19 protein-coding genes are annotated in these 18838 nt (G+C 67.6%); 8 read left to right on the top strand and 11 right to left on the bottom strand.

Annotation, left to right across the window (positions count from 1 at the left end; all coding sequences use genetic code 11):
* Positions 1-31: 31 nt before the first annotated feature.
* From FBZ88_RS29110 to holA, 4 genes are all read left to right on the top strand, one after another.
* Entirely contained in the window at positions 32-574 is a 543-nt protein-coding gene (locus FBZ88_RS29110; RefSeq protein ID WP_246134389.1) for a DUF3576 domain-containing protein, read from the top strand.
* Positions 575-699: 125 nt separating this feature from the next.
* Positions 700-3303 (top strand): leucine--tRNA ligase, encoded by a 2604-nt coding sequence (gene leuS / locus FBZ88_RS29105; protein WP_145620487.1) that lies wholly within the window; start codon positions 700-702, stop codon positions 3301-3303.
* A complete protein-coding gene (gene lptE, locus FBZ88_RS29100) occupies positions 3296-3862 on the top strand; it encodes an LPS assembly lipoprotein LptE (RefSeq protein WP_246138907.1) in 567 nt (188 codons plus the stop codon). Before leuS ends, lptE begins: the two co-directional genes overlap by 8 nt.
* A 72-nt stretch (positions 3863-3934) precedes the next feature.
* Positions 3935-4966 carry a DNA polymerase III subunit delta gene (holA, locus tag FBZ88_RS29095; protein WP_145620484.1) on the top strand — a complete coding sequence of 344 codons (1032 nt, stop codon included), beginning with the start codon at positions 3935-3937 and terminating at the stop codon, positions 4964-4966.
* Positions 4967-5038: 72 nt separating this feature from the next.
* On the opposite strand, the gene FBZ88_RS29090 is transcribed toward holA, so the two are convergent.
* The 7 genes from FBZ88_RS29090 to FBZ88_RS29060 form a co-directional block, all read right to left on the bottom strand.
* Positions 5039-5920 carry a ParB/RepB/Spo0J family partition protein gene (locus tag FBZ88_RS29090; protein WP_145620507.1) on the bottom strand — a complete coding sequence of 294 codons (882 nt, stop codon included), beginning with the start codon at positions 5918-5920 and terminating at the stop codon, positions 5039-5041.
* Positions 5913-6731: a ParA family protein gene (locus tag FBZ88_RS29085; RefSeq protein ID WP_004272466.1), complete on the bottom strand. Its 819-nt coding sequence runs from the start codon at positions 6729-6731 to the stop codon at positions 5913-5915. Before FBZ88_RS29085 ends, FBZ88_RS29090 begins: the two co-directional genes overlap by 8 nt.
* The gene (rsmG, locus tag FBZ88_RS29080; RefSeq protein WP_145620483.1) at positions 6721-7329 is read right to left on the bottom strand and encodes a 16S rRNA (guanine(527)-N(7))-methyltransferase RsmG; all 609 of its coding nucleotides are present in this window, start codon (positions 7327-7329) and stop codon (positions 6721-6723) included. The genes FBZ88_RS29085 and rsmG overlap by 11 nt, the downstream gene beginning before the upstream one ends.
* Positions 7326-9227 (bottom strand): tRNA uridine-5-carboxymethylaminomethyl(34) synthesis enzyme MnmG, encoded by a 1902-nt coding sequence (gene mnmG / locus FBZ88_RS29075; RefSeq protein WP_145620482.1) that lies wholly within the window; start codon positions 9225-9227, stop codon positions 7326-7328. The genes rsmG and mnmG overlap by 4 nt, the downstream gene beginning before the upstream one ends.
* Positions 9228-9335: 108 nt before the next feature.
* Positions 9336-10676, bottom strand: a complete 1341-nt coding sequence (gene mnmE, locus FBZ88_RS29070) for a tRNA uridine-5-carboxymethylaminomethyl(34) synthesis GTPase MnmE (RefSeq protein WP_145620481.1) — start codon at positions 10674-10676, stop codon at positions 9336-9338.
* Positions 10677-10687: 11 nt separating this feature from the next.
* Complete coding sequence (locus FBZ88_RS29065; protein ID WP_145620479.1) at positions 10688-11062, bottom strand: (2Fe-2S) ferredoxin domain-containing protein; 375 nt, start codon at positions 11060-11062, stop codon at positions 10688-10690.
* Positions 11059-11313, bottom strand: coding sequence for a DUF6489 family protein (locus FBZ88_RS29060; protein WP_040843426.1), 255 nt, complete (start codon positions 11311-11313; stop codon positions 11059-11061). Before FBZ88_RS29060 ends, FBZ88_RS29065 begins: the two co-directional genes overlap by 4 nt.
* Positions 11314-11489: 176 nt before the next feature.
* Here FBZ88_RS29060 and FBZ88_RS29055 point away from each other — a divergent pair, with 176 nt between their 5' ends.
* From FBZ88_RS29055 to FBZ88_RS29040, 4 genes are all read left to right on the top strand, one after another.
* Positions 11490-13550: a thioredoxin domain-containing protein gene (locus tag FBZ88_RS29055; RefSeq protein WP_145620478.1), complete on the top strand. Its 2061-nt coding sequence runs from the start codon at positions 11490-11492 to the stop codon at positions 13548-13550.
* A gap of 129 nt (positions 13551-13679) precedes the next feature.
* Positions 13680-14375 carry a dienelactone hydrolase family protein gene (locus FBZ88_RS29050; RefSeq protein ID WP_145620477.1) on the top strand — a complete coding sequence of 232 codons (696 nt, stop codon included), beginning with the start codon at positions 13680-13682 and terminating at the stop codon, positions 14373-14375.
* A gap of 91 nt (positions 14376-14466) precedes the next feature.
* On the top strand, positions 14467-15441 hold the full coding sequence (locus FBZ88_RS29045; protein WP_145620476.1) for a quinone oxidoreductase family protein: 975 nt from the start codon (positions 14467-14469) through the stop codon (positions 15439-15441).
* 47 nt (positions 15442-15488) lie between these two features.
* Positions 15489-15944, top strand: a complete 456-nt coding sequence (locus FBZ88_RS29040) for a DUF29 domain-containing protein (RefSeq protein ID WP_145620475.1) — start codon at positions 15489-15491, stop codon at positions 15942-15944.
* A gap of 18 nt (positions 15945-15962) precedes the next feature.
* Here FBZ88_RS29040 and dnaQ read toward each other — a convergent pair whose 3' ends face one another.
* The 4 genes from dnaQ to FBZ88_RS29020 are packed head-to-tail and all read right to left on the bottom strand — an operon-like array spanning position 15963 to position 18829.
* The gene (gene dnaQ / locus FBZ88_RS29035) at positions 15963-16676 is read right to left on the bottom strand and encodes a DNA polymerase III subunit epsilon (RefSeq protein ID WP_145620474.1); all 714 of its coding nucleotides are present in this window, start codon (positions 16674-16676) and stop codon (positions 15963-15965) included.
* A gap of 9 nt (positions 16677-16685) precedes the next feature.
* Complete coding sequence (gene coaE / locus FBZ88_RS29030) at positions 16686-17330, bottom strand: dephospho-CoA kinase (RefSeq protein ID WP_145620472.1); 645 nt, start codon at positions 17328-17330, stop codon at positions 16686-16688.
* A gap of 21 nt (positions 17331-17351) precedes the next feature.
* Entirely contained in the window at positions 17352-18203 is an 852-nt protein-coding gene (locus FBZ88_RS29025) for a shikimate dehydrogenase (protein WP_145620471.1), read from the bottom strand.
* Positions 18200-18829 (bottom strand): Maf family protein, encoded by a 630-nt coding sequence (locus FBZ88_RS29020; RefSeq protein ID WP_145620470.1) that lies wholly within the window; start codon positions 18827-18829, stop codon positions 18200-18202. The genes FBZ88_RS29025 and FBZ88_RS29020 overlap by 4 nt, the downstream gene beginning before the upstream one ends.
* Positions 18830-18838 lie beyond the last annotated feature (9 nt).

The raw sequence follows: 18838 nt of genomic DNA, 5'->3' as shown, positions 1-18838 counted from the left end.
AGCGGCTTTTTTGATCTAAGGAACCGTTCTCGTGACCCTGGGTGACAATCACATGCCGTCGCGCTCCGCTTTTCTCATTGGCCGCTCCCTCCTGGTTGCCGGACTTCTGCTTTCCACGTCCGCTTGCTCCTGGCTGGGCTGGGGCGATGACGACGACGCGAAGGCCGCGCCCAAGCCCGTCTCGATCCTGATGCGCCAGAACACCTCTGGCCCGGTCGGCACGTCCAACACCGCCGTGCAGGCGGTGGGCCCGACGGTCAACGCCTTCCTGTGGCGCGCGTCGCTGGACACCATCGGCTTCCTGCCGCTGATTTCGGCCGACCCCTACACCGGCGTGATCATCACCGACTGGTACAGCCCGCCCAGCACCCCGGGCGAGCGGTTCAAGATCAACCTGTATGTCCTGGACAGCACGCTTCGCGCCGACGGCGTGCGCGTGACCGTGTTCCGCCAGGTCGACCAGAACGGCCAGTGGCGCGACGCCACCGTGGCCGCCGAAACCAACAGCCAGCTTGAGGACACCGTCCTCACCCGGGCGCGGCAGCTGCGCATCCAGCAGGGCCCCTCCAAGTAAGCTGATTCATCGCCGGCGGGCGACTGTCTCCTCTCGCAACGCCCCGGCGCCCGCCGGGAGGGGGTGACGCCCCGGCCCCTTCGGGCTGATGGCCGGCGCGACACCCGAGAGAAGGCGGTTTTTCCATGTCCCGGTACAATGTCAGGGAAAACGAGGCGAAGTGGCAGTCGGCCTGGGCCGACCGGAACAGCTTCGCCGTTTCCGCAGACCCTGCCCGGCCGAAGTATTTCGTCCTGGAGATGTTCCCCTATCCCTCGGGGCGCATCCACATGGGCCACGTCCGCAACTACACCATCGGCGACGTGATCGCCCGCTACAAGCGGGCCAAGGGCTTCAACGTCCTGCATCCCATGGGCTGGGACGCCTTCGGCCTGCCGGCGGAAAACGCCGCGCTGGAGCGCAACGTCCACCCCGGCAAGTGGACGTACGAGAACATCGCCACCATGCGCGGCCAGCTGCAGTCCATGGGCCTGGCCATCGACTGGAACCGCGAGATCGCCACCTGCCGTCCGGAATATTACCGGCACGAGCAGAAGATGTTTCTGGACTTCCTGAAGGCTGGCCTGGCCTACCGCAAGGAAAGCTGGGTCAACTGGGATCCCGTCGACAACACCGTGCTGGCCAATGAGCAGGTGGTGGACGGTCGCGGCTGGCGCACCGGCGCGCTGGTGGAAAAGCGCAAGCTGTCGCAGTGGTTCCTGAAGATCACCCACTTCGCCGACGACCTGCTGTCGGCCCTGGCCACGCTGGACCGCTGGCCGGAAAAAGTGCGGATCATGCAAGAGAATTGGATCGGCAAGTCCACCGGCCTGCGCTTCCGCTTCCAGCTGACCGCCCCGGAAGGCGTGACCCCCAACGTGTTTCAGGGCGAGCCTGAGGTCGAGGTGTTCACCACCCGGCCCGACACGCTGTTCGGCGCCAGCTTCGTCGGCATCTCCCCCAACCATCCCATCGCCTTGGCGCTGGCGGAGAAGAACCCGGCCGTGGCCGAGTTCATCGCCGACTGCAACCGCGTCGGCACCTCGGAAGAGGCCATCGAGACGGCGGAGAAGAAGGGTTATGACACCGGCATCACCGCCGAGCACCCCTTCGTGCCCGGGTGGAAACTGCCGGTCTACATCGCCAATTTCGTGCTGATGGAATACGGCACCGGCGCCATCTTCGGCTGCCCGGCCCATGACCAGCGCGACCTGGACTTCGCCCGCAAGTACGGCCTGAAGGTCACCCCCGTGGTGCTGCCCGAGGGTGAGGATCCGGCGACCTTCGACGTGGGTCCAGAGGCCTATACCGGCCCGGGCCTGCTGCGCAACTCGCAGTTCCTGGACGGCATGGACGTGGAGGCCGCCAAGCAGGCGGCCGGCGAGCGCATGGAGGCAATGGGCCGTGGCCAGCGCACCACCATCTTCCGCCTGCGCGACTGGGGCGTGTCGCGCCAGCGTTATTGGGGCTGCCCCATCCCGGTCATCCATTGCCCCAGCTGCGGTCTGGTGCACGTGCCGGAGGACCAGCTGCCCGTCACCCTGCCGGACGATGTGACCTTCGACCAGCCGGGCAACCCGCTGGATCGCCACCCGACGTGGAAGCATGTGGCCTGCCCCACCTGCGGCACGGCGGCGGTGCGCGAGACCGACACCTTCGACACCTTCATCGAGTCGAGCTGGTATTTCCTGCGCTTCGCCAGCCCGCGCGTCGAGAACCAGGCCTTCAACCGGGACGAGGCGGCCTACTGGCTGCCGGTCGACCAGTATATCGGCGGCATCGAGCACGCGGTGCTGCACCTGCTGTACGCCCGCTTCTGGACGCGCGCCCTGTCCCATGTCGGCTACACCGACCTGAAAGAACCGTTCGAGGGCCTGTTCACCCAGGGCATGGTGACCCACGCCACCTATCAGGACGCCGAGGGCAAGTGGCTGCTGCCGTCCGACGTGGACGTGGTGGATGGCAAGTCGGTGCAGCGCGAGGGCGGCGGCCCGGTGACCGTCGGCCCCATCATCAAGATGTCGAAGTCCAAGAAGAACGTGGTGGACCCGGCGCACATCATCGACACCTACGGTGCCGACGCCGCCCGCCTGTTCATGCTGTCCGACAGCCCGCCCGACCGCGACCTGGAATGGACCGAGGCCGGCATCGACGGCGCCTGGCGCTTCATCAACCGCTTGTGGCGCCTGGTGACGGAGCCGTCCGTGGCCCTGCCGCCCGCCGGCACGCCTATCCCGGCCGAGCTGTCGCCGCTGGCCACCGATGCGCGCCGCATGGTGCACAAGACCGTGGCCGCCATCGGCGAGGATCTGGAACGCTTCCGCTTCAACAAGGCCGTGGCCCGCATCCGCGAGCTGTCCAACGCCCTGGAGAAGCTGGATGCCAAGGCGGGCGCCGATGCAGGCGACGCCGCCGTGCTGCGTGAGGGGCTGGAGGTGCTGGTGCGCCTGATCGGTCCGATGATGCCGCACCTGGCTGAGGAGTTGTGGTCCGTGCTGGGTCATGACACCCTGCTGGTCGAGTCGGTCTGGCCGGTGGCGGATGAGGCCCTGGCCACCGAGGACACCGCCACCGTGGCGGTGCAGGTCAACGGCAAGCTGCGCGCCACCCTGCACCTGCCCAAGGACATCGCCAAGGAAGAGGCCGAGGCGCTGGCCCTGGCGGAGCCCAACGTGCAGCGCGCCCTGGAGGGAAAGCCCGTGCGCAAGGTCATCGTCGTGCCCAACCGGGTGATCAATGTTGTTGTCTGACGGCGTCCTCAAGACCGCCGTCCGCAAGGCGGTGCTGGGTGCGATGCTGGTGGCGGGGCCCCTGGCCCTGTCCGCCTGCGGCTTCCACACCGTCTATGGCGACCACAGCCTGTCGGGCAAGCCCTCGACGCGCGCGCAGATGGAGTCGGTGTCGATCGACATCATCCCCGACCGCATCGGCCAGGTCCTGCGCAACAACCTGATCGACCGGTTCTACCAGGATGCCGGCCGGCCGGCGAAGCCCGACTACCGCCTGAACGTGCGCCTGAACTCCTACAAGGAAGATCTGGGCATCCAGCGCGACGCCACCGCCACCCGCGCCCGCCTGCACGTCCTGGCCGATTACCAGCTGATCGACAACAAGACGGGCAAGACGCTGTACCGCACCTCCAGCCGGTCCATCGTCAGCTACGACATCTCCGAGGCGCAATACTCCACCATGGTCACCGAGCAGGACGCCTATGACCGCGCCCTGACCGAGGTGGCGGAGGAGATCACCACCCGCCTGGCGCTGTACTTCGACCGCGGGTCGGTGGTGCAATCGGCCAAGGACCAGTAAGTCCCTTAGTCTCGCTCGCGCTTATGGGCCGCCCCCGGCAGGGGCGGCCCTTTTCACTCCCGGGAGGCGCCCGTGAAGGTTCAGCCCCGCAACGCCGATGGCTTCTGCAAAAACCCCACGGCCGGCATCATCGCCGTGCTGGTGTACGGCCCCGACACCGGCCTGGTGCGCGAACGCGGCCAGGCCCTGTCGCGCGCCATCGTCAGCGACCTTCAGGACCCTTTCCGTGTCAGCGAGTTGAAGGCCGACCAGATCAGCGGCGACGGCGCCCGCCTGAATGACGAAATGGCCGCCATGGCCCTGACCGGCGGCCGCCGTCTGGTGCGGGTGCGCGACGCCGACGAGTCGGTCACCGTGGCCTTCCAGGCCCTGCTCAAGCAGCCACCCAGCGGCGACACCCTGTGCGTGGTGGAGGCAGGCGACCTCGGCAAATCCAGCAAGCTGCGCGCGCTGTTCGAGTCGGATGACAAGGCCGCCGCCATCGCCTGCTATGTGGAGGAGGAGGGGGAGTTGGCGGTCACCATCGGCCGCATCCTGGGGGAGCATAAGCTGACCATCGACACCGATGCCCGTGACTGGCTGGCCGCCAACCTGGTGGGCGACCGCGCCGTGGCCCGGGGGGAGGTGGACAAGCTCGCCATCTACATGATGGGCGCCAGCCGCGTGACGCTGGAGGACGTGCGCACCGTCATCGGCGACAGCGCCGCCCTGGACATGGATGAGCCGGCCCTGGCCGCCGCCGACGGCGATATCGCCAGCATCGACCGGGCGCTGGGCCGCTTGTTTGCGGAGGGGACCAGCCCCGTCCCCATCCTGCGCAGCGCCCAGCGCCACTTTCAGCGCCTGCAGATGGCTGTCTACCACACCACACGGGGGCAGACGGCGCAGCAGGCGGTGAAGGCCCTGCGGCCGCCGGTGTTCTTCAAGATGGAAAACCAGGTGACCAACCAGGTGCGGCGCTGGAACCTGCCCAACCTGGCCCTGGCGCTGGACCGCCTGATGGATGCGGAGGCCGACTGCAAGCGCACCAACATGCCGGATGAAACCCTGTGCGCCCGCGCTTTCTTCCAGGTGGCGCAACTCGCCCGCAGGTCGGGCGGCTGAGTCCTGCCAAACAAAAAGCGCCGGCAGTGCTGTCATTGCCGACGCTTTTTTGCTCCTGGGACCGAGTGGGTCTCAGTGCTGGTGCTTCAGGCGGGCCAGAAGCCCGTCCAGCTGGTCCAAGTTGCTGTAATGCACGGTCAGGCTACCGGCCTGGCCCTTGGCCTTCAGCGCCACCTTCAGGCCCAGCTCGGCCGCCAGCTCCTTTTCCAGGGCCAGGGTGTCGGCCGTCTTGGGCGCGGGCGCCGGACGGGCGACCGGGTTGGCGGCGTCCTTCACCAGCTGTTCCGTCTGGCGCACGTTCAGGCCGCGCTTCACCACCTCACGCGCCAGGGCCAGCGGGTCAGCCGCGGTCAGCAGGGCACGGGCATGGCCCATGGTCAGACTGCCGTCCTGCACCAGCGCCTTCACCGCGTCGGGCAGGGCCAGCAGCCGCAGCATGTTGGCAACATGGCTGCGGCTCTTGCCCACGGCGCGGGCCAGATCCTCTTGGCTGTGGTTGAACTCATCCATCAGGCGTTGGAAGCCTTCGGCCTCTTCCAGAGGTGTCAGGTCCTGGCGCTGGATGTTTTCCACCAGCGCGATTTCCAGGGCCTCGCGGTCGGTCAGCGACCGCACCACCACCGGCACCTCGTGCAGGCCGGCCAACTGGGCGGCGCGCCAGCGGCGCTCACCCGCGATGATCTCGTAGCGGGCGTTGCCGCCGGGTGCCGCTTCCTCAACCTTGCGTACCAGGATGGGCTGCAGCACGCCGCGCTCGCGGACGCTGTCCACCAGGCTGCGGATGGCCTCTTCATCGAAGTGGCGGCGCGGCTGATAGCGGCCGGGGTGCAGCAGCTCGATGGGCAGCGTCCGGGGCGGACGTCCCTTTTCCACCGGCTCCTGCTCGTCCGCCACCTCGGCAAACAGCGCGGACAGGCCGCGCCCCAGGTTGCTGCGCTTCTTCATCTCATCCATGGACTGACTGCCGGTTACGCTCACGCTTCAAAACCTCTCCCGCCAAATGAATATAAGCCTGGGCGCCCGCCGACTTCAGGTCATAGAGCAGCACGGGCTTGCCGTGGCTGGGCGCCTCGGAGACGCGGACATTGCGGGGAATGACCGTCTCATACACTTTCTCGCCGAAGAAGCCGCGCACGTCGGCGGCCACCATGTCGGACAGGTTGTTGCGCCGGTCGAACATGGTCAACACCACGCCCTGGATTTCCAGGGCCGGGTTGAAGGTGCGCTTCACCCGCTCAATGGTGCGGATCAGCTGCGACAGGCCTTCCAGGGCATAGAATTCACACTGCAACGGCACCAGCACCGAATCGGCCGCCGCCAGGGCGTTCAGGGTCAGCAACCCCAGGGCTGGTGGGCAGTCGATCAAGATGTAGTCATAGTCGGCCGTGGCGCTGGTCAGCGCGTCGCGCAGGCGGAACTCACGCCGTTCCAGTTCCACCAATTCCAGCTCCGCGCCCGACAGGTCGGCCGACGCGGTGACCACGAACAGCTTGGGGATGCTGGTGCCGCGTACCGAGGCCTCCACCGTCGTCTCGCCGAACAGCAGCTCATAGGTCCCGGTGCCGCGTTCCGTACGGCCGATGCCCAGGCCGGTGGAAGCGTTGCCCTGGGGATCGTTGTCCACGATCAGCACGCGCTTGCCGGTGGCCGCCAGGGCCGTGCCCAGGTTGATGGTGGTCGTGGTCTTGCCCACGCCGCCCTTCTGGTTGGCAAGGGCCAGGATGCGCGCACGCTTGGGCGCGGGGGTCGGGGCGTCAGCGGGCACGGGCAATCTCACCAAGGATAAGGATGGTCCCCGACGGGTCGGTCATGCTGGGGACTTGGGAGACGGTCATTGTCCAGGATTGGGCGGCGAGGGTCAATTCCTCGGGGGCCGTCCTGCCCTTCAGGAAGAGGCACTTGGCACCCGGCTTCAGGAAGCGGTAGCCCCAGTCCAGAAGTTCCGGTAGCGCGGCCAGCGCACGGGCCGTGACCACGTCGGCCGCGATCTCCGGCGCCTGTTCGATGCGCTGGGCATGCACGGTCACCGGCGTTCCCGTCGCCCGCGCCACCTCACGCAGGAAGGTGGCCTTGCGCGTGTCGCTCTCGATCAGGTGGACATCCGGCACACCCAGGATGGCCATGACCAAGCCCGGGAACCCAGCGCCGCTGCCCATGTCCACCTGCGTACGCGTGCCCGGGGGCAGCAGGGCGTACAGCTGGGCGCTGTCCGCCATGTGGCGTTCCCAGACATCCGCCACGGTGGACTTGGCCACCAGGTTGATGGCGGGGTTCCACTTGGCCAGTAACTGGGCATAGACGGTGAGCCGGGCCAATGTTTCACGTGAAACACGGAACCGGCTGGCGAAATCGGCTGGAGTCATGCGGCACTCGTGGTGTCGTCGGTGTTGGCGGTGCCATTGGCCAAGCGGGCAGGGCGCTTTTTCACATGGCGCAGCAAGGCGGTGAGCGCCGCAGGCGTCATGCCGGGAATACGGGCGGCGGCCCCCAAGGTGGCGGGACGCACCTGGCGCAGCTTGGTGCGGATTTCCGCGGATAGGGAGGCGATGGCGTCCACATCCAGGTCTGCCGGCAAGGCCAGGGCTTCATCCCGGCGGAAGGCGTGGATGTCAGCCTCCTGCCGGTCGAGATAGCCGGCGTAGCGCCCATCGATCTCCACCTGCTCGGCGACCTCCAGCGAAAAGCCATTCAGTTCCGGCCAGATGGCGCCCAGGCGGGCCAAGTCGATGTCGGGATAGCGCAGCAGGTCGGCCACGCTGCGGCGAACGCCGTCCTGGTTGATGGTCAGACCATGCTTGGCCAGTTCATTAGGCGTCGCGGACAGGGTACCGGCCAGGTGACGGGCATGGTCCAGGGCTGCCAGCTTGGCACCGAAGGCAGCAGCGCGCATCTCACCCACGCAGCCCAGCGACAGCCCGCGCGGCGTCAGGCGCTGATCGGCGTTGTCGGCCCGCAGCAGCAGGCGGTATTCGGCCCGGCTGGTGAACATGCGGTAGGGCTCAGACGTGCCGCGGGTGATCAGGTCGTCGATCATCACGCCGATATAGGATTCGGCACGGTCCAAGACGAAGGGCGCCGACCCTGACACGGCCAGGGCCGCATTCAGGCCAGCCACCAAGCCCTGGGCCGCCGCCTCCTCATACCCCGTGGTGCCGTTGATCTGGCCCGCCAGGAATAGGCGGGGCAGGCGGCGGGTCTCAAGGGTGGGGCCCAGCTCACGCGGGTCGACGTAGTCGTATTCGATGGCATAGCCCGGGCGCAGCATGGTGACATGCTCCAGCCCCGGGATAGCCTTCAGGATTTCCAGTTGCACATCGCGGGGCAGGGAGGTGGAGATGCCGTTGGGATAGACCGTGTCGTCGTCCAGGCCCTCCGGCTCCAGGAAAATCTGATGCCGCTCCTTGTCGGCGAAGCGGACGATCTTGTCCTCCACCGACGGGCAGTAGCGCGGGCCGATGCCCTCGATCTGCCCGGAATACATGGGCGCGCGGTGCAGGTTGGCGCGGATGACTTCATGGACGCGCGCACTGGTCCAGGTGATGTGGCAGGGCACCTGCGGCGTGGTGATCTTGTCCGTGAGGTAGGAGAAGGGCGGGGGTGGATCGTCGCCCGGCTGCATCTCAAGGCTGGCCCAATCGATGGTGCGGCCATCCAGGCGCGGGGGCGTGCCGGTCTTGAGCCGGCCCAGGGGAAAGCCCACGCGCAGCAGCGTGTCGGACAGGCCCAGGGCCGGCGCCTCACCCACGCGGCCGGCAGGAATCTTCTCCTCACCAATGTGGATCAGGCCGCGCAGGAAGGTGCCGGTGGTCAGGACCACGGCCCCGGCCATGACCGTTTCACCGGTGGCGGTGACGATGCCGGCCACGCGGCCATGGGCATCGATCACCAGGTCCTCGACGGCGGCGGCCACCAGCGTCAGGTTCTCTTGCTCGGCCAGGATGGCTTGCATGGCCTGGCGGTACAGCTTGCGGTCCGCCTGGGCGCGCGGCCCGTGGACCGCCGGACCCTTGGATTTGTTCAGCACGCGGAACTGGATGCCGGCACGGTCGGTCACCCGGCCCATGACGCCGTCCATGGCATCGATCTCACGGACAAGGTGGCCCTTGCCCAAACCGCCGATGGCCGGGTTGCAGCTCATCTCCCCGACCGTATCGAGGCGATGGGTATATAGGGCAGTGCGGGCGCCCAGCCGCGCGGCGGCGGCAGCCGCTTCGCAACCGGCATGGCCAGCGCCAACCACGATGACGTCATAAGTGTGCATGGCGCCGGACTTTAGGGGCCCCGGCCGGGCGAGTCAAAGGGCACCAGAGGATGACCGCCATGAATCCACGTCCATCCCATGTTTCACGTGAAACATAGGGTGGACAGTTCATTTCCCGATGCAGAAGTCCCGGAAGATCACGTCCAGCAGGTCCTCCACGTCCACCCGGCCGGTGATACGGCCCAGGGCGCGGGCGGCTAGGCGAACATCCTCCGCTGCCAACTCCGGCAGGTCGGCCCTCAGCGCCCGCGCCAGGGCGGCGCGGCAATCCTCCAGGGCCTTGCGATGGCGGGCACGGGTGAGGGACGGCGCGGCACCCGGCATGAGGCGATCGCCGACGATACGTTCCAGGGCCGCCAGCAGATCCGCCAGCCCTTCGCCGGTGGCGGCGGACACGGCGATGGCGGTGCGGCCGGCGACCATGGATGGCACGTAGGTACACAGGTCGCGCTTGTTCAGCACCACCAGCGCGTCGCCGTCGGCCAAGGCCAACGTCGCCTCCGCCATGTCGCCGATGTTCCACGTGGAACAATCCAGCACCAGCAGCTTGAGGTCCGCCTTTTCCGCGCGCGCCAGCGCGCGGCGGATGCCCTCACGCTCGATCTCGTCGGCGGCGTCACGCAGGCCGGCGGTGTCGGCCAGGATGACGGGGAAGCCACCCAAGTCCAGGTTCACCTCGATGACATCGCGCGTCGTGCCGGCGGTGGAGGAGACGATGGCCGCGTCCCGCCGCGCCAGGGCATTCAGCAGGCTGGACTTGCCGGCATTGGGCGCGCCCAGGATGGCGATGGAAAAGCCGTCGCGCAGCCGCTCCCCACGATGACCATCGGCCAGGTGGGCGCCAATTTCCTGGTACAGGCCGGTCAGGACGGGGACCACCGCCGGCGCCAGGCCATGGGGCAAATCCTCATCCGGAAAATCGATGTCCGCCTCCAGATGCGCCAGCGCCCGCACCAGGCGATGTCGCCAGCCCTCGTACAGCGCCCCCAGCGTCCCGTCCATCTGGCGGAGGGCCTGACGCCGCTGGGCCGCCGTCTCGGCATCGACCAGATCGGCGATGGCTTCCGCCTCGGTCAGGTCCAGCTTACCGGCCTCGAAGGCGCGGCGGCTGAACTCCCCCGGCTCAGCCAAACGCAAGCCCTGAGCGGTCAGCGCCTCGCTGGCGGCGGCCAGCACGGCGCGGCCGCCATGCAGATGCAGCTCTGCCACATCCTCGCCGGTGAAGCTGTCCGGCCCCGGGAACCACAGCACCAGCGCCTGGTCGAAGACCTCGCCATCCTTGCCCTTCAATCGGGCCAGGGTGGCGCGACGGGCTGGAGGCAGGGGCCGCCCGGTCAGCGCGGACAGCGCCGGCCCCGCCATCGGACCGGACAAGCGGATGACCTGGACGCCGCCCCGTCCGGGGGCGGAGGCCAGGGCGAAGATGGTATCGGTGCTGTAAAGGGACATGGGGTGCGGGGTCAGTCTGCGGCGGCGGCTTTGCGGGCGCGGTGCGCCGGCACTTTCTCATCCGGATATAGCATCAAGCGGGCCACCCGGCCGCCCTCCACCAGGTGAGTCTTCACAATTTCATCGACATCGCCGGTGGTGGCACAGGTGTACCAGACCCCCTCCGGATAAATGACCAGCGTCGGTCCCAGTTCGCACCGGTCCAGGCAGCCGGCGGCGTTGACCCTGACCTTCTTGCCCAGGCCGGCTTCCTTGGCGGCGGCCTTCATGTGGTCGCGCAGGGCCTCGGAACCCTTCTCCTTGCAGCATCCCCGGGGGTGGCCCGGCGCGCGCTCATTGGTGCAAAAGAAAACGTGACGGTCGAAATAGGGTGCGGGATCGGTCACTTCGCGTCCTTGCCCCCGCCCATGGCGGAGGTCATCTGGTTCCACATCATTTTCTGCATCTGCTCGAACCCTTGGATGCCCACGGGCAGCCAAGTCTTCAGCAGGGCGTCCGGGTCCATGGCGGCCAGGTTGGCGCTCATGCGGTCCTGCATCTGCCGCATCAGGGCATCCTGCATGGGCTTTACGTCCGGCAGGCCCAGGAAAGCACGGGCCTCTTCCGGGGTGCAATCGACGTCGACGGTGATTTTCATGGGGCAGACCTTCCTGTTCGGTTGGACTCTAAAGGCGCACGGCGAGGGACTAACAGGGATATACGCCCGAAATAACGCCTCTTTTTTCTGACCTTCACTGTAGCGGAGGCTACAGTGGGGGCAAAGCGGCACTGGTCCTTAAACGACCGCATCATTCTGTGGAGAGCGTGACCCCCATGGCGGCATCGGATACGACACAAGCGGCGGCGAACCTGCTGATTCATGAGACCAGCCCCTATCTGCTGCAGCATAAGGACAACCCCGTCCACTGGCGCGCCTGGGGGCCGGAGGCCTTCGCCGAGGCCCAGGCACTGGGCAAGCCCGTCCTGCTGTCCGTCGGCTATGCCGCCTGCCATTGGTGCCACGTCATGGCCCATGAAAGCTTCGAGAATGAGGCCATATCCGCCCTGATGAACGACCTGTTCATCAACATCAAGGTGGATCGGGAAGAACGGCCCGATGTGGACCAGGTCTACCAGCAGGCGCTGTCCCTGCTGGGCCAGCAGGGGGGCTGGCCGCTGACCATGTTCCTGACACCCAAGGGGGAGCCGTTCTGGGGCGGCACCTATTTCCCCCCAAGTGGCCGCTATGGCCGTCCCGGATTCCCTGATGTGCTGCAGGGCGTGGCCGATACCTACGCCCAAGACCTCGGCAAGGTCAGCCGCAACGTGAAGGCCCTCGGTGACGCACTCGCCCGGCTATCGCGCGGCAACCCGGGCGAGGCGGTCACGGTGGGCGCCCTGAATGCCGTGGCCGACCGCCTGGTGCGTGAGGTCGACCCCTTCCTGGGCGGCATCAACGGCGCGCCCAAGTTCCCGCAACCCAGCATCTTCGACCTGCTGTGGCGGGCGTACCTGCGCACTGGCCGTACCGATCTGCGCGACGCCGTCACCACCACCCTGACCCACATGGCCAACGGCGGCATCTACGACCATTTGGCTGGCGGCTTCGCCCGCTATTCCACGGACGAGCAATGGCTGGTCCCCCACTTCGAGAAGATGCTGTACGACAACGCCCAGCTGGTGGCGCTGATGACCCAGGTGTGGCAGGGCACACGGGATCCCCTGCTGGAGGTCCGTGTGCGCGAGGCCGTGGGCTGGGTGCTGAACGAGATGAAGGTGCCCGGCGGTGCCTTCGGCGCCACCCTGGACGCCGACAGCGAGGGGGAGGAGGGCCGCTTCTACGTCTGGACCAAGGCGGAAATCGACCGCCTGCTGGGTCAGGATGCCGAGCTGTTCTGTGCCCACTATGACGTGACCGCGCTGGGCAACTGGGAAGGCCATACCATCCTGAACCGGCGCACGCCCCTGGCGCCGGGCAGTGCGGAGGAAAACCGCCTGGCCCATGCCCGCGCCCGCCTGCTGAAGGCCCGGGCGCTGCGTATCCGCCCCGGCTGGGATGACAAGGTGCTGGCCGACTGGAACGGCCTGATGATCGCGGCCTTGGCCCGTGCAGGCTTCGTCTTCGAGCAACCCGGCTGGATCGAGGCCGCCATTGACGCCTACCGCCATGTTGTAACAAGCCTGGGCCATACTGGCCCGGACGGGCTGGATCGCCTGTACCACAGCGGCCGCGGCGGCAGGGCCCGCCACGCCGGCCTGCTGGAAGACTACGCCAACATGGGGAAGGCCGCCCTGACCCTGCATGAAATCACCGGCGACCTCGCCTTCCTGGATCAGGCCGCGCGCTGGACGGAGACCCTGGACCGTCATTTCTGGGATGAGGCGGACGGCGGCTATTACACCACCGCCGACGACGTGGGCGACCTGCTGATCCGCCCGCGCAACGCCCATGACAACGCCGTGCCCGCCGGCAACGGCACCCAACTGGGCAACCTCACACGCCTGTGGCTGCTGACCGGCCAGGACCGCTACCGTGCCCTGGCCGACACCCTGATGTCCGCCTTCAGCGGTGAATTGGGCCGCAACTTCTTCCCGCTCTCCACCTTCCTCAACATGGCCGAGACGCTGCTGAACGGCATGCATGTCGTGCTGGTGGGCGAGGGTGACGACCTGGAACCCTTCAACACCGTCCTGCGCGCCCAGTCGCGCCCAACACTGGTGGTCAGCCGCCTGGCGCCGGGACAAAATCTGCCGGAGCCGCATCCGGCGGCGGGCAAGGCCATGGTGGACGGCCGGGCCACGGCCTATGTCTGTCAGGACATGCGGTGCTCCCTGCCCGTGACCACGCCGGAAGCGCTAGCCGATCTGCTGGCCGCTAGCGCTTCCAGCCAGTGAGGTGCCATAGCGTCCTAGTGACGGACGTCACGGTGACAGGCCCCCGCCCAATCGTTACTATGGGTCGATTAAGAAACGACGCGTGTTTTAACCAAGCATTCGACAACCAAATCAAAGGGGTAGCGCAGCATGACCACCGTGACGATCAACGCCACCGATGGCGGCAGTTTCGACGCGTACCTGGCGATCCCGGCCGGCGGCAAGGGCCCGGGCCTGGTGCTGATCCAGGAGATTTTTGGCGTCAACGCCAGCATGCGCGCGCTGTGCGACCATTACGCCGCCCTGGGCTACACCGCCATCTGTCCCGACCTGTTCTGGCGCCAGGAACCTGGCGTGCAACTGACCGACCAGACCGAGGCCGAATGGCAGCGGGCCTTCCAGCTGTACAACGGCTTCAGCGAAGCCAGCGGGGTGGAGGACCTGATCGCCACCGTGGACTTCCTGCGCGGGCATGAGGCGACGGGCGGCAAGGTGGGCACCCTGGGCTATTGCCTGGGCGGCAAGCTGGCCTTCCTGATGGCGACCCGGTCCGACGCCGACGCCAACGTCAGCTATTACGGCGTGGGCCTGGACGGCGCCTTGGGCGAGGTCAGCGCCATCACCAAGCCGCTGATGCTGCACACCGCCGGCAAGGACAAATTCTCCTCCGACGAGACCCGGGCCAAGGTGAACGCCGCCATCGAGGGCAACCACCTCATCGTCCAGCACGTCTACCCGGAGCAGGATCACGCCTTCGCCCGCGTGGGTGGCGAACACTACGACGCCAAGGCGGCCGACCTGGCCAACCAGCGCACGGCGACCTTCCTGAAAGAGACGCTGGCTTAAGCGTTTCCCTCGTTTTCCCTCAGGCGCCGGGCGGCGGCATCCGCCGCCTCGGCTATTCTGTCCACCGCGTTCCCCCCATCAGGAGCCAACCATGGTCCACGCCATCCGCATCCATCAGACCGGCGGTCCGGAAGTGATGAAGTGGGAGGAGGTGACGGTGGGGGAACCTGGTCCCGGCCAAGTCCGGTTGCGCCAGACGGCCGTGGGCCTGAACTACATCGACGTCTATGTCCGCACCGGCCTCTACAAGAACCCGCTGCCCCTGATCCCGGGCATGGAGGCCGCCGGCGTGGTCGAGGCCGTGGGGCCGGATGTTTATGACTTCAAGGTCGGCGACCGTGTCGGCTATTGCACCGGGGGCACTGGCGGCTATGCCGAGGCGCGGCTGTACCCGGCGGAGCGGCTGATCCACCTGCCGGACGGCATCGACGACCAGACGGGTGCGGCCATGCTGCTGCAGGGCCTGACCGCGCACTACCTGCTGCATCGCACCTTCCCGGTGAAGCCTGGGCAGACCATCCTGCTTCACGCCGCCGCCGGCGGGGTGGGGCTGATCGCCTGCCAGTGGGCCAAGGCCCTGGGCGCCACCGTCATTGGCACCGTCGGTTCCGACGAGAAGGCCGAATTGGCCCGTGCCCACGGCTGCGACCACACCATCGTCTACACCCGCGAGAATTTCGTGGAGCGGGTGAAGCAGATCACCGACGGCCAGGGCGTGCCCGTCGTCTACGACAGCATCGGCAAGGACACCTTCTACCAAAGCCTGGATTGCCTCAGCCGCCTGGGCACCATGGTCAGCTTCGGCAACGCCTCCGGCCCCGTGGGTGCCGTCGATATCAGCATCCTGAACACCAAGGGCTCGCTGTTCCTGACCCGGCCCTCCCTGGGCGGTTACGTCGCCACCACCAAGGAACTGCGCGACAGCGCCAACGCCCTGTTCACCGCCGTGCTGTCCGGCAAGGTGAAGATCGACGTACGCCAGACCTTTGCCCTGAAGGACGCGGCCCAGGCCCACACCGCCCTGGAAGCCCGCCGCACCACCGGTTCCACGGTGCTGCTGCCGTAAGATCAGCTATGATGCGGGTGGCCTTGAGATGATTGGAGGCATCCGCCATGCCTGATTCCCGAAACTCCCTCTATGACCAGGACTTCTACGCCTGGGCGACGGAACAGGCTGCTCTGCTGCGGGCCGGCAAGGTGGCGGACGCCGACATCGCGCACATCGCGGAGGAGATCGAGAGCATGGGCCGGACCGAAAAGCGCGAGCTGGTCAGTCGCCTGACGGTCCTGCTGCTGCATCTCCTGAAATGGCAGTTCCAGCCTGCCCACCGAGGTCCGTCCTGGCGACTTTCCATCGCCAACGCCCGCGATGACTTGACGGACCATTTGGCAGACAACCCCAGCCTCAAGTCTCAGCTGGATGTGTCGATCACCTCGGCTTACCGCCGGGCGCACCGTCAGGCATCGGTGGAGACGGGGTATCCGGAGAACCGTTTCCCCGAGTCATGTCCGTGGACGTTCAGCCAGTTCATGGCTGAGGATTTTTGGCCGCAATTGGACGCCGAATAAGGGCGGACACTGGGTGACTCAGCCGGCGGTCGCTGCCGCCGTTTCCTCACCCGCCAGCCACAGCGGCGACTTGATGGCCTTGAGGAAGGCGGCGTGGGCCTCCAGTTCCTCAGGCGAGGCGGCATGGTGACGGGGGGCGCGGAAGATTCGGGTCTCCTCGACCACCACCAGGCCCACGTCCGCCGTCTTGACGACGGTGGCGCCCAGCACCAGATCAGGCTGCCGGCCGCCCATCAGCTCCAGATAGACTTCAGCCAGCAGTTGGGCGTCGAGAAGCGCGCCGTGGTAGGTGCGGCCGGAATTGTCGATGCCGAAGCGGCGGCACAGGGCATCCAGGCTGGCCGGTGCGCCGGGGAAGCGCTTGCGCGCCATGGCCACGGTGTCGACCGAGCGTGCCATGGGCATGGTCTTCAGGCCCAGGCGCGTGAACTCGGCATTCAGGAAGCCCATGTCGAAGCTGGCGTTGTGAATGATCAGCGGGCTGTCCTGGATGAAGTCCAGGAAGTCGCCGGCCACGGCGGCGAACACCGGCTTATCCGAGAGGAAGGCGGCCGACAGGCCGTGCACCGCCTCCGCTTCCGCCGGCATGTCCCGTTCCGGGTTGATGTAGGCATGCCAGCTGTTGCCGGTGGCCACGTGGTTCAGCAGTTCCACGCAGCCGATTTCCACCACGCGGTCGCCGCTCAAGGCATTCACGCCGGTGGTTTCGGTATCGAGAACGATTTCACGCATGGGAACGGGTTACCTGGCTCTACGGATCGATGACGGACGGGGGCGGGGCGGCCACACCCGGCCGCGCTGTCCGGACAGCAGTGTGACGATGCCAGCCAGCCGCCGCAAGGTCAGCGCGCGGCCCAGACCCGTGGGCACGACGAAATCCGCCCGCCGCCGCTTCTCGGCATCCGGCATCTGCCGGCGCAGGATGGCGTCCAGCTTGCCCGGGCTCATGCCCGGCCGGGCCAGCACCCGGGCGCGCTGCAGGCTGCGGGGGGCGGAAACGACGGCCACCCGGTCGCAATGCGCCTGCCCGCCGGTCTCGAACAGCAGCGGCACGTCCAGCACGGCCACCTTGGCGCCACTGGCGGCGGCACGGCGCAGGAAACGATCGCGCGCCTGACCCACCAGGGGATGAACGATGGCCTCCAGCCGCTTCAGGGCCGGGGTGTTGCCCATGACTTCCACCGATAGCAGCTGCCGGTCCACCGCACCATCACGCACCACTCCCGGGAACGCCCGGCCGATAGGGCCCACCGCCGCGCCGCCCTGGGCATACAGGCGATGCACCGTGGCATCGCTGTCGTGCACGGGGCAGCCCAGCCGGCGCAGCATCGCCGCCGCCGTGGATTTGCCCATGCCGATCGACCCAGTGAGGCCCAGCACTATCATCGGGACACCACCATGCGCTGTTCAGTCCCCGAAGACGGCGGCGTAAAGGGCGTCCGTCACCTGCGGCGCCCGGCCGAACCAGGCCTCGAACCCCGGCCGGCCCTGGTGCAGCAGCATGCCCCGGCCGTCCACCGTGACATGGCCCCGGGCCTTGGCCGCCGCCAGCAGGGGGGTTTCCACGGGCGTATAAACGATGTCGGTCACCACCGCCTCACGCGGCAGGGCGTCCAGCGTCAAATCCAGGGGTGGATGGCCCACCATGCCCTGGGTGGTGGCGTTGGCCAGCAGCTGGGCGCCGGCCAGGGCCTCCCCCCGTTCCTCCCATGCCACCGCCGTCACCGGGCAGGGGACACCCGGGCCCAGATCCGCCGCCAGCTCTTGCGCCCGGGCGAACGTACGGTTCACCAGGCGGATTTCCGGCACGCCGGCGTCGGCCAGCGCCACCACCAGCGACCGTGCGGCACCGCCCGCGCCGACGATGACCACTGGGCCCCGGCCTGCCGTCCAGGCGGGCGCGCCGGCCTTCAGGTTCTCCAGGAAGCCAAAGCCATCGGTGTTGCGGCCTTCCAGCGTGCCGTCGGCATGAACGATGACGGTGTTGACAGCCCCCATGCGGCGGGCGGTCTGGTCCACCCGGTCCATGATGCGGAACGCCGCCTCCTTATGCGGCACCGTGACGTTGCAGCCCACAAGGCCCAGCGCAGGCAGGGCGCGCAAGGCTTGCTCGATCCGGTCCGGTGGCACCGCCAGCGGCACGTAGGCGCCATCGATGGCGTACTCCGCCAGCCAATGCCCGTGCAGGCGCGGGCTGCGGCTGTGCCCCACCGGCCAGCCCATGACACCGGCCACGCGCGCCTTACCGGTGATGCTCATGACGGCAACACGCCCCGCACGCGCAGGAAGCCCAGCAGGGGCAGCAGCGGCAGGCCCAGGATGGTGAAATGGTCGCCGGCCACGCGGGTGAACAGCTGGGCGCCCAAAGCCTCCAGCTGATAACCGCCGACGGAGGTCAGCACGGCGTCGCCGGCGGCATCCAGATAGCGCTCGATGAAGTCATCGCTCAGGCTGCGCATGGTCAGCTTGGCTTGGTCGGTCTGGTGCCAGACACGGCTGTTGTTGTGGAACAGCACAGCGGTGGTCACCAGGCGGTGGGTGCGACCGGACAGGGCGCGCAGCTGTTCGGCGGCACCGGCGCGATCCTCCGGCTTGTCGAACCAGCGGCCTTCGCACTCCAGCATCTGGTCGGCGCCGATGACATAGGCGCCCGGCACCTTGGCAGCCACGCGCGACGCCTTCAGCTCCGCCAAGGCCTCCGCCGTTTCCTCCACCGTAAGGCCGCCCGCCTTGCACGACAGCTTGACTTCTTCCTCGTCCACGCCGGGCCGGTGGGCCACCACCTCCAGCCCTGCACCGCGCAGCAGGGACAGGCGCGTCCGGCTGCCGGACGCCAGCACCACCGGTTGTGTGGACAAGACCGGCGGGAAATCTTCAGACGACATGCAGGAAAC

This window comes from Nitrospirillum bahiense (assembly GCF_007828025.1).
Taxonomy (GTDB): Bacteria; Pseudomonadota; Alphaproteobacteria; order Azospirillales; family Azospirillaceae; genus Nitrospirillum; species Nitrospirillum amazonense.
This window is presented reverse-complemented; position numbering and strand designations above follow the sequence as displayed.

What these genes read in the sequence shown, in the direction of transcription:
- FBZ88_RS29040 (WP_145620475.1), top strand. Translation starts at nt 15,489, where the DNA reads ATGCCTGATTCCCGAAACTCCCTCTATGACCAGGACTTCTACGCCTGG.
- coaE (WP_145620472.1), bottom strand. Translation starts at nt 17,330, where the DNA reads ATGATAGTGCTGGGCCTCACTGGGTCGATCGGCATGGGCAAATCCACG.
- FBZ88_RS29050 (WP_145620477.1), top strand. Translation starts at nt 13,680, where the DNA reads ATGACCACCGTGACGATCAACGCCACCGATGGCGGCAGTTTCGACGCG.
- FBZ88_RS29045 (WP_145620476.1), top strand. Translation starts at nt 14,467, where the DNA reads ATGGTCCACGCCATCCGCATCCATCAGACCGGCGGTCCGGAAGTGATG.
- FBZ88_RS29055 (WP_145620478.1), top strand. Translation starts at nt 11,490, where the DNA reads ATGGCGGCATCGGATACGACACAAGCGGCGGCGAACCTGCTGATTCAT.
- rsmG (WP_145620483.1), bottom strand. Translation starts at nt 7,329, where the DNA reads ATGACTCCAGCCGATTTCGCCAGCCGGTTCCGTGTTTCACGTGAAACA.
- FBZ88_RS29020 (WP_145620470.1), bottom strand. Translation starts at nt 18,829, where the DNA reads ATGTCGTCTGAAGATTTCCCGCCGGTCTTGTCCACACAACCGGTGGTG.
- FBZ88_RS29025 (WP_145620471.1), bottom strand. Translation starts at nt 18,203, where the DNA reads ATGAGCATCACCGGTAAGGCGCGCGTGGCCGGTGTCATGGGCTGGCCG.
- mnmE (WP_145620481.1), bottom strand. Translation starts at nt 10,676, where the DNA reads ATGTCCCTTTACAGCACCGATACCATCTTCGCCCTGGCCTCCGCCCCC.
- leuS (WP_145620487.1), top strand. Translation starts at nt 700, where the DNA reads ATGTCCCGGTACAATGTCAGGGAAAACGAGGCGAAGTGGCAGTCGGCC.
- FBZ88_RS29090 (WP_145620507.1), bottom strand. Translation starts at nt 5,920, where the DNA reads ATGGATGAGATGAAGAAGCGCAGCAACCTGGGGCGCGGCCTGTCCGCG.
- mnmG (WP_145620482.1), bottom strand. Translation starts at nt 9,227, where the DNA reads ATGCACACTTATGACGTCATCGTGGTTGGCGCTGGCCATGCCGGTTGC.
- dnaQ (WP_145620474.1), bottom strand. Translation starts at nt 16,676, where the DNA reads ATGCGTGAAATCGTTCTCGATACCGAAACCACCGGCGTGAATGCCTTG.
- FBZ88_RS29060 (WP_040843426.1), bottom strand. Translation starts at nt 11,313, where the DNA reads ATGAAAATCACCGTCGACGTCGATTGCACCCCGGAAGAGGCCCGTGCT.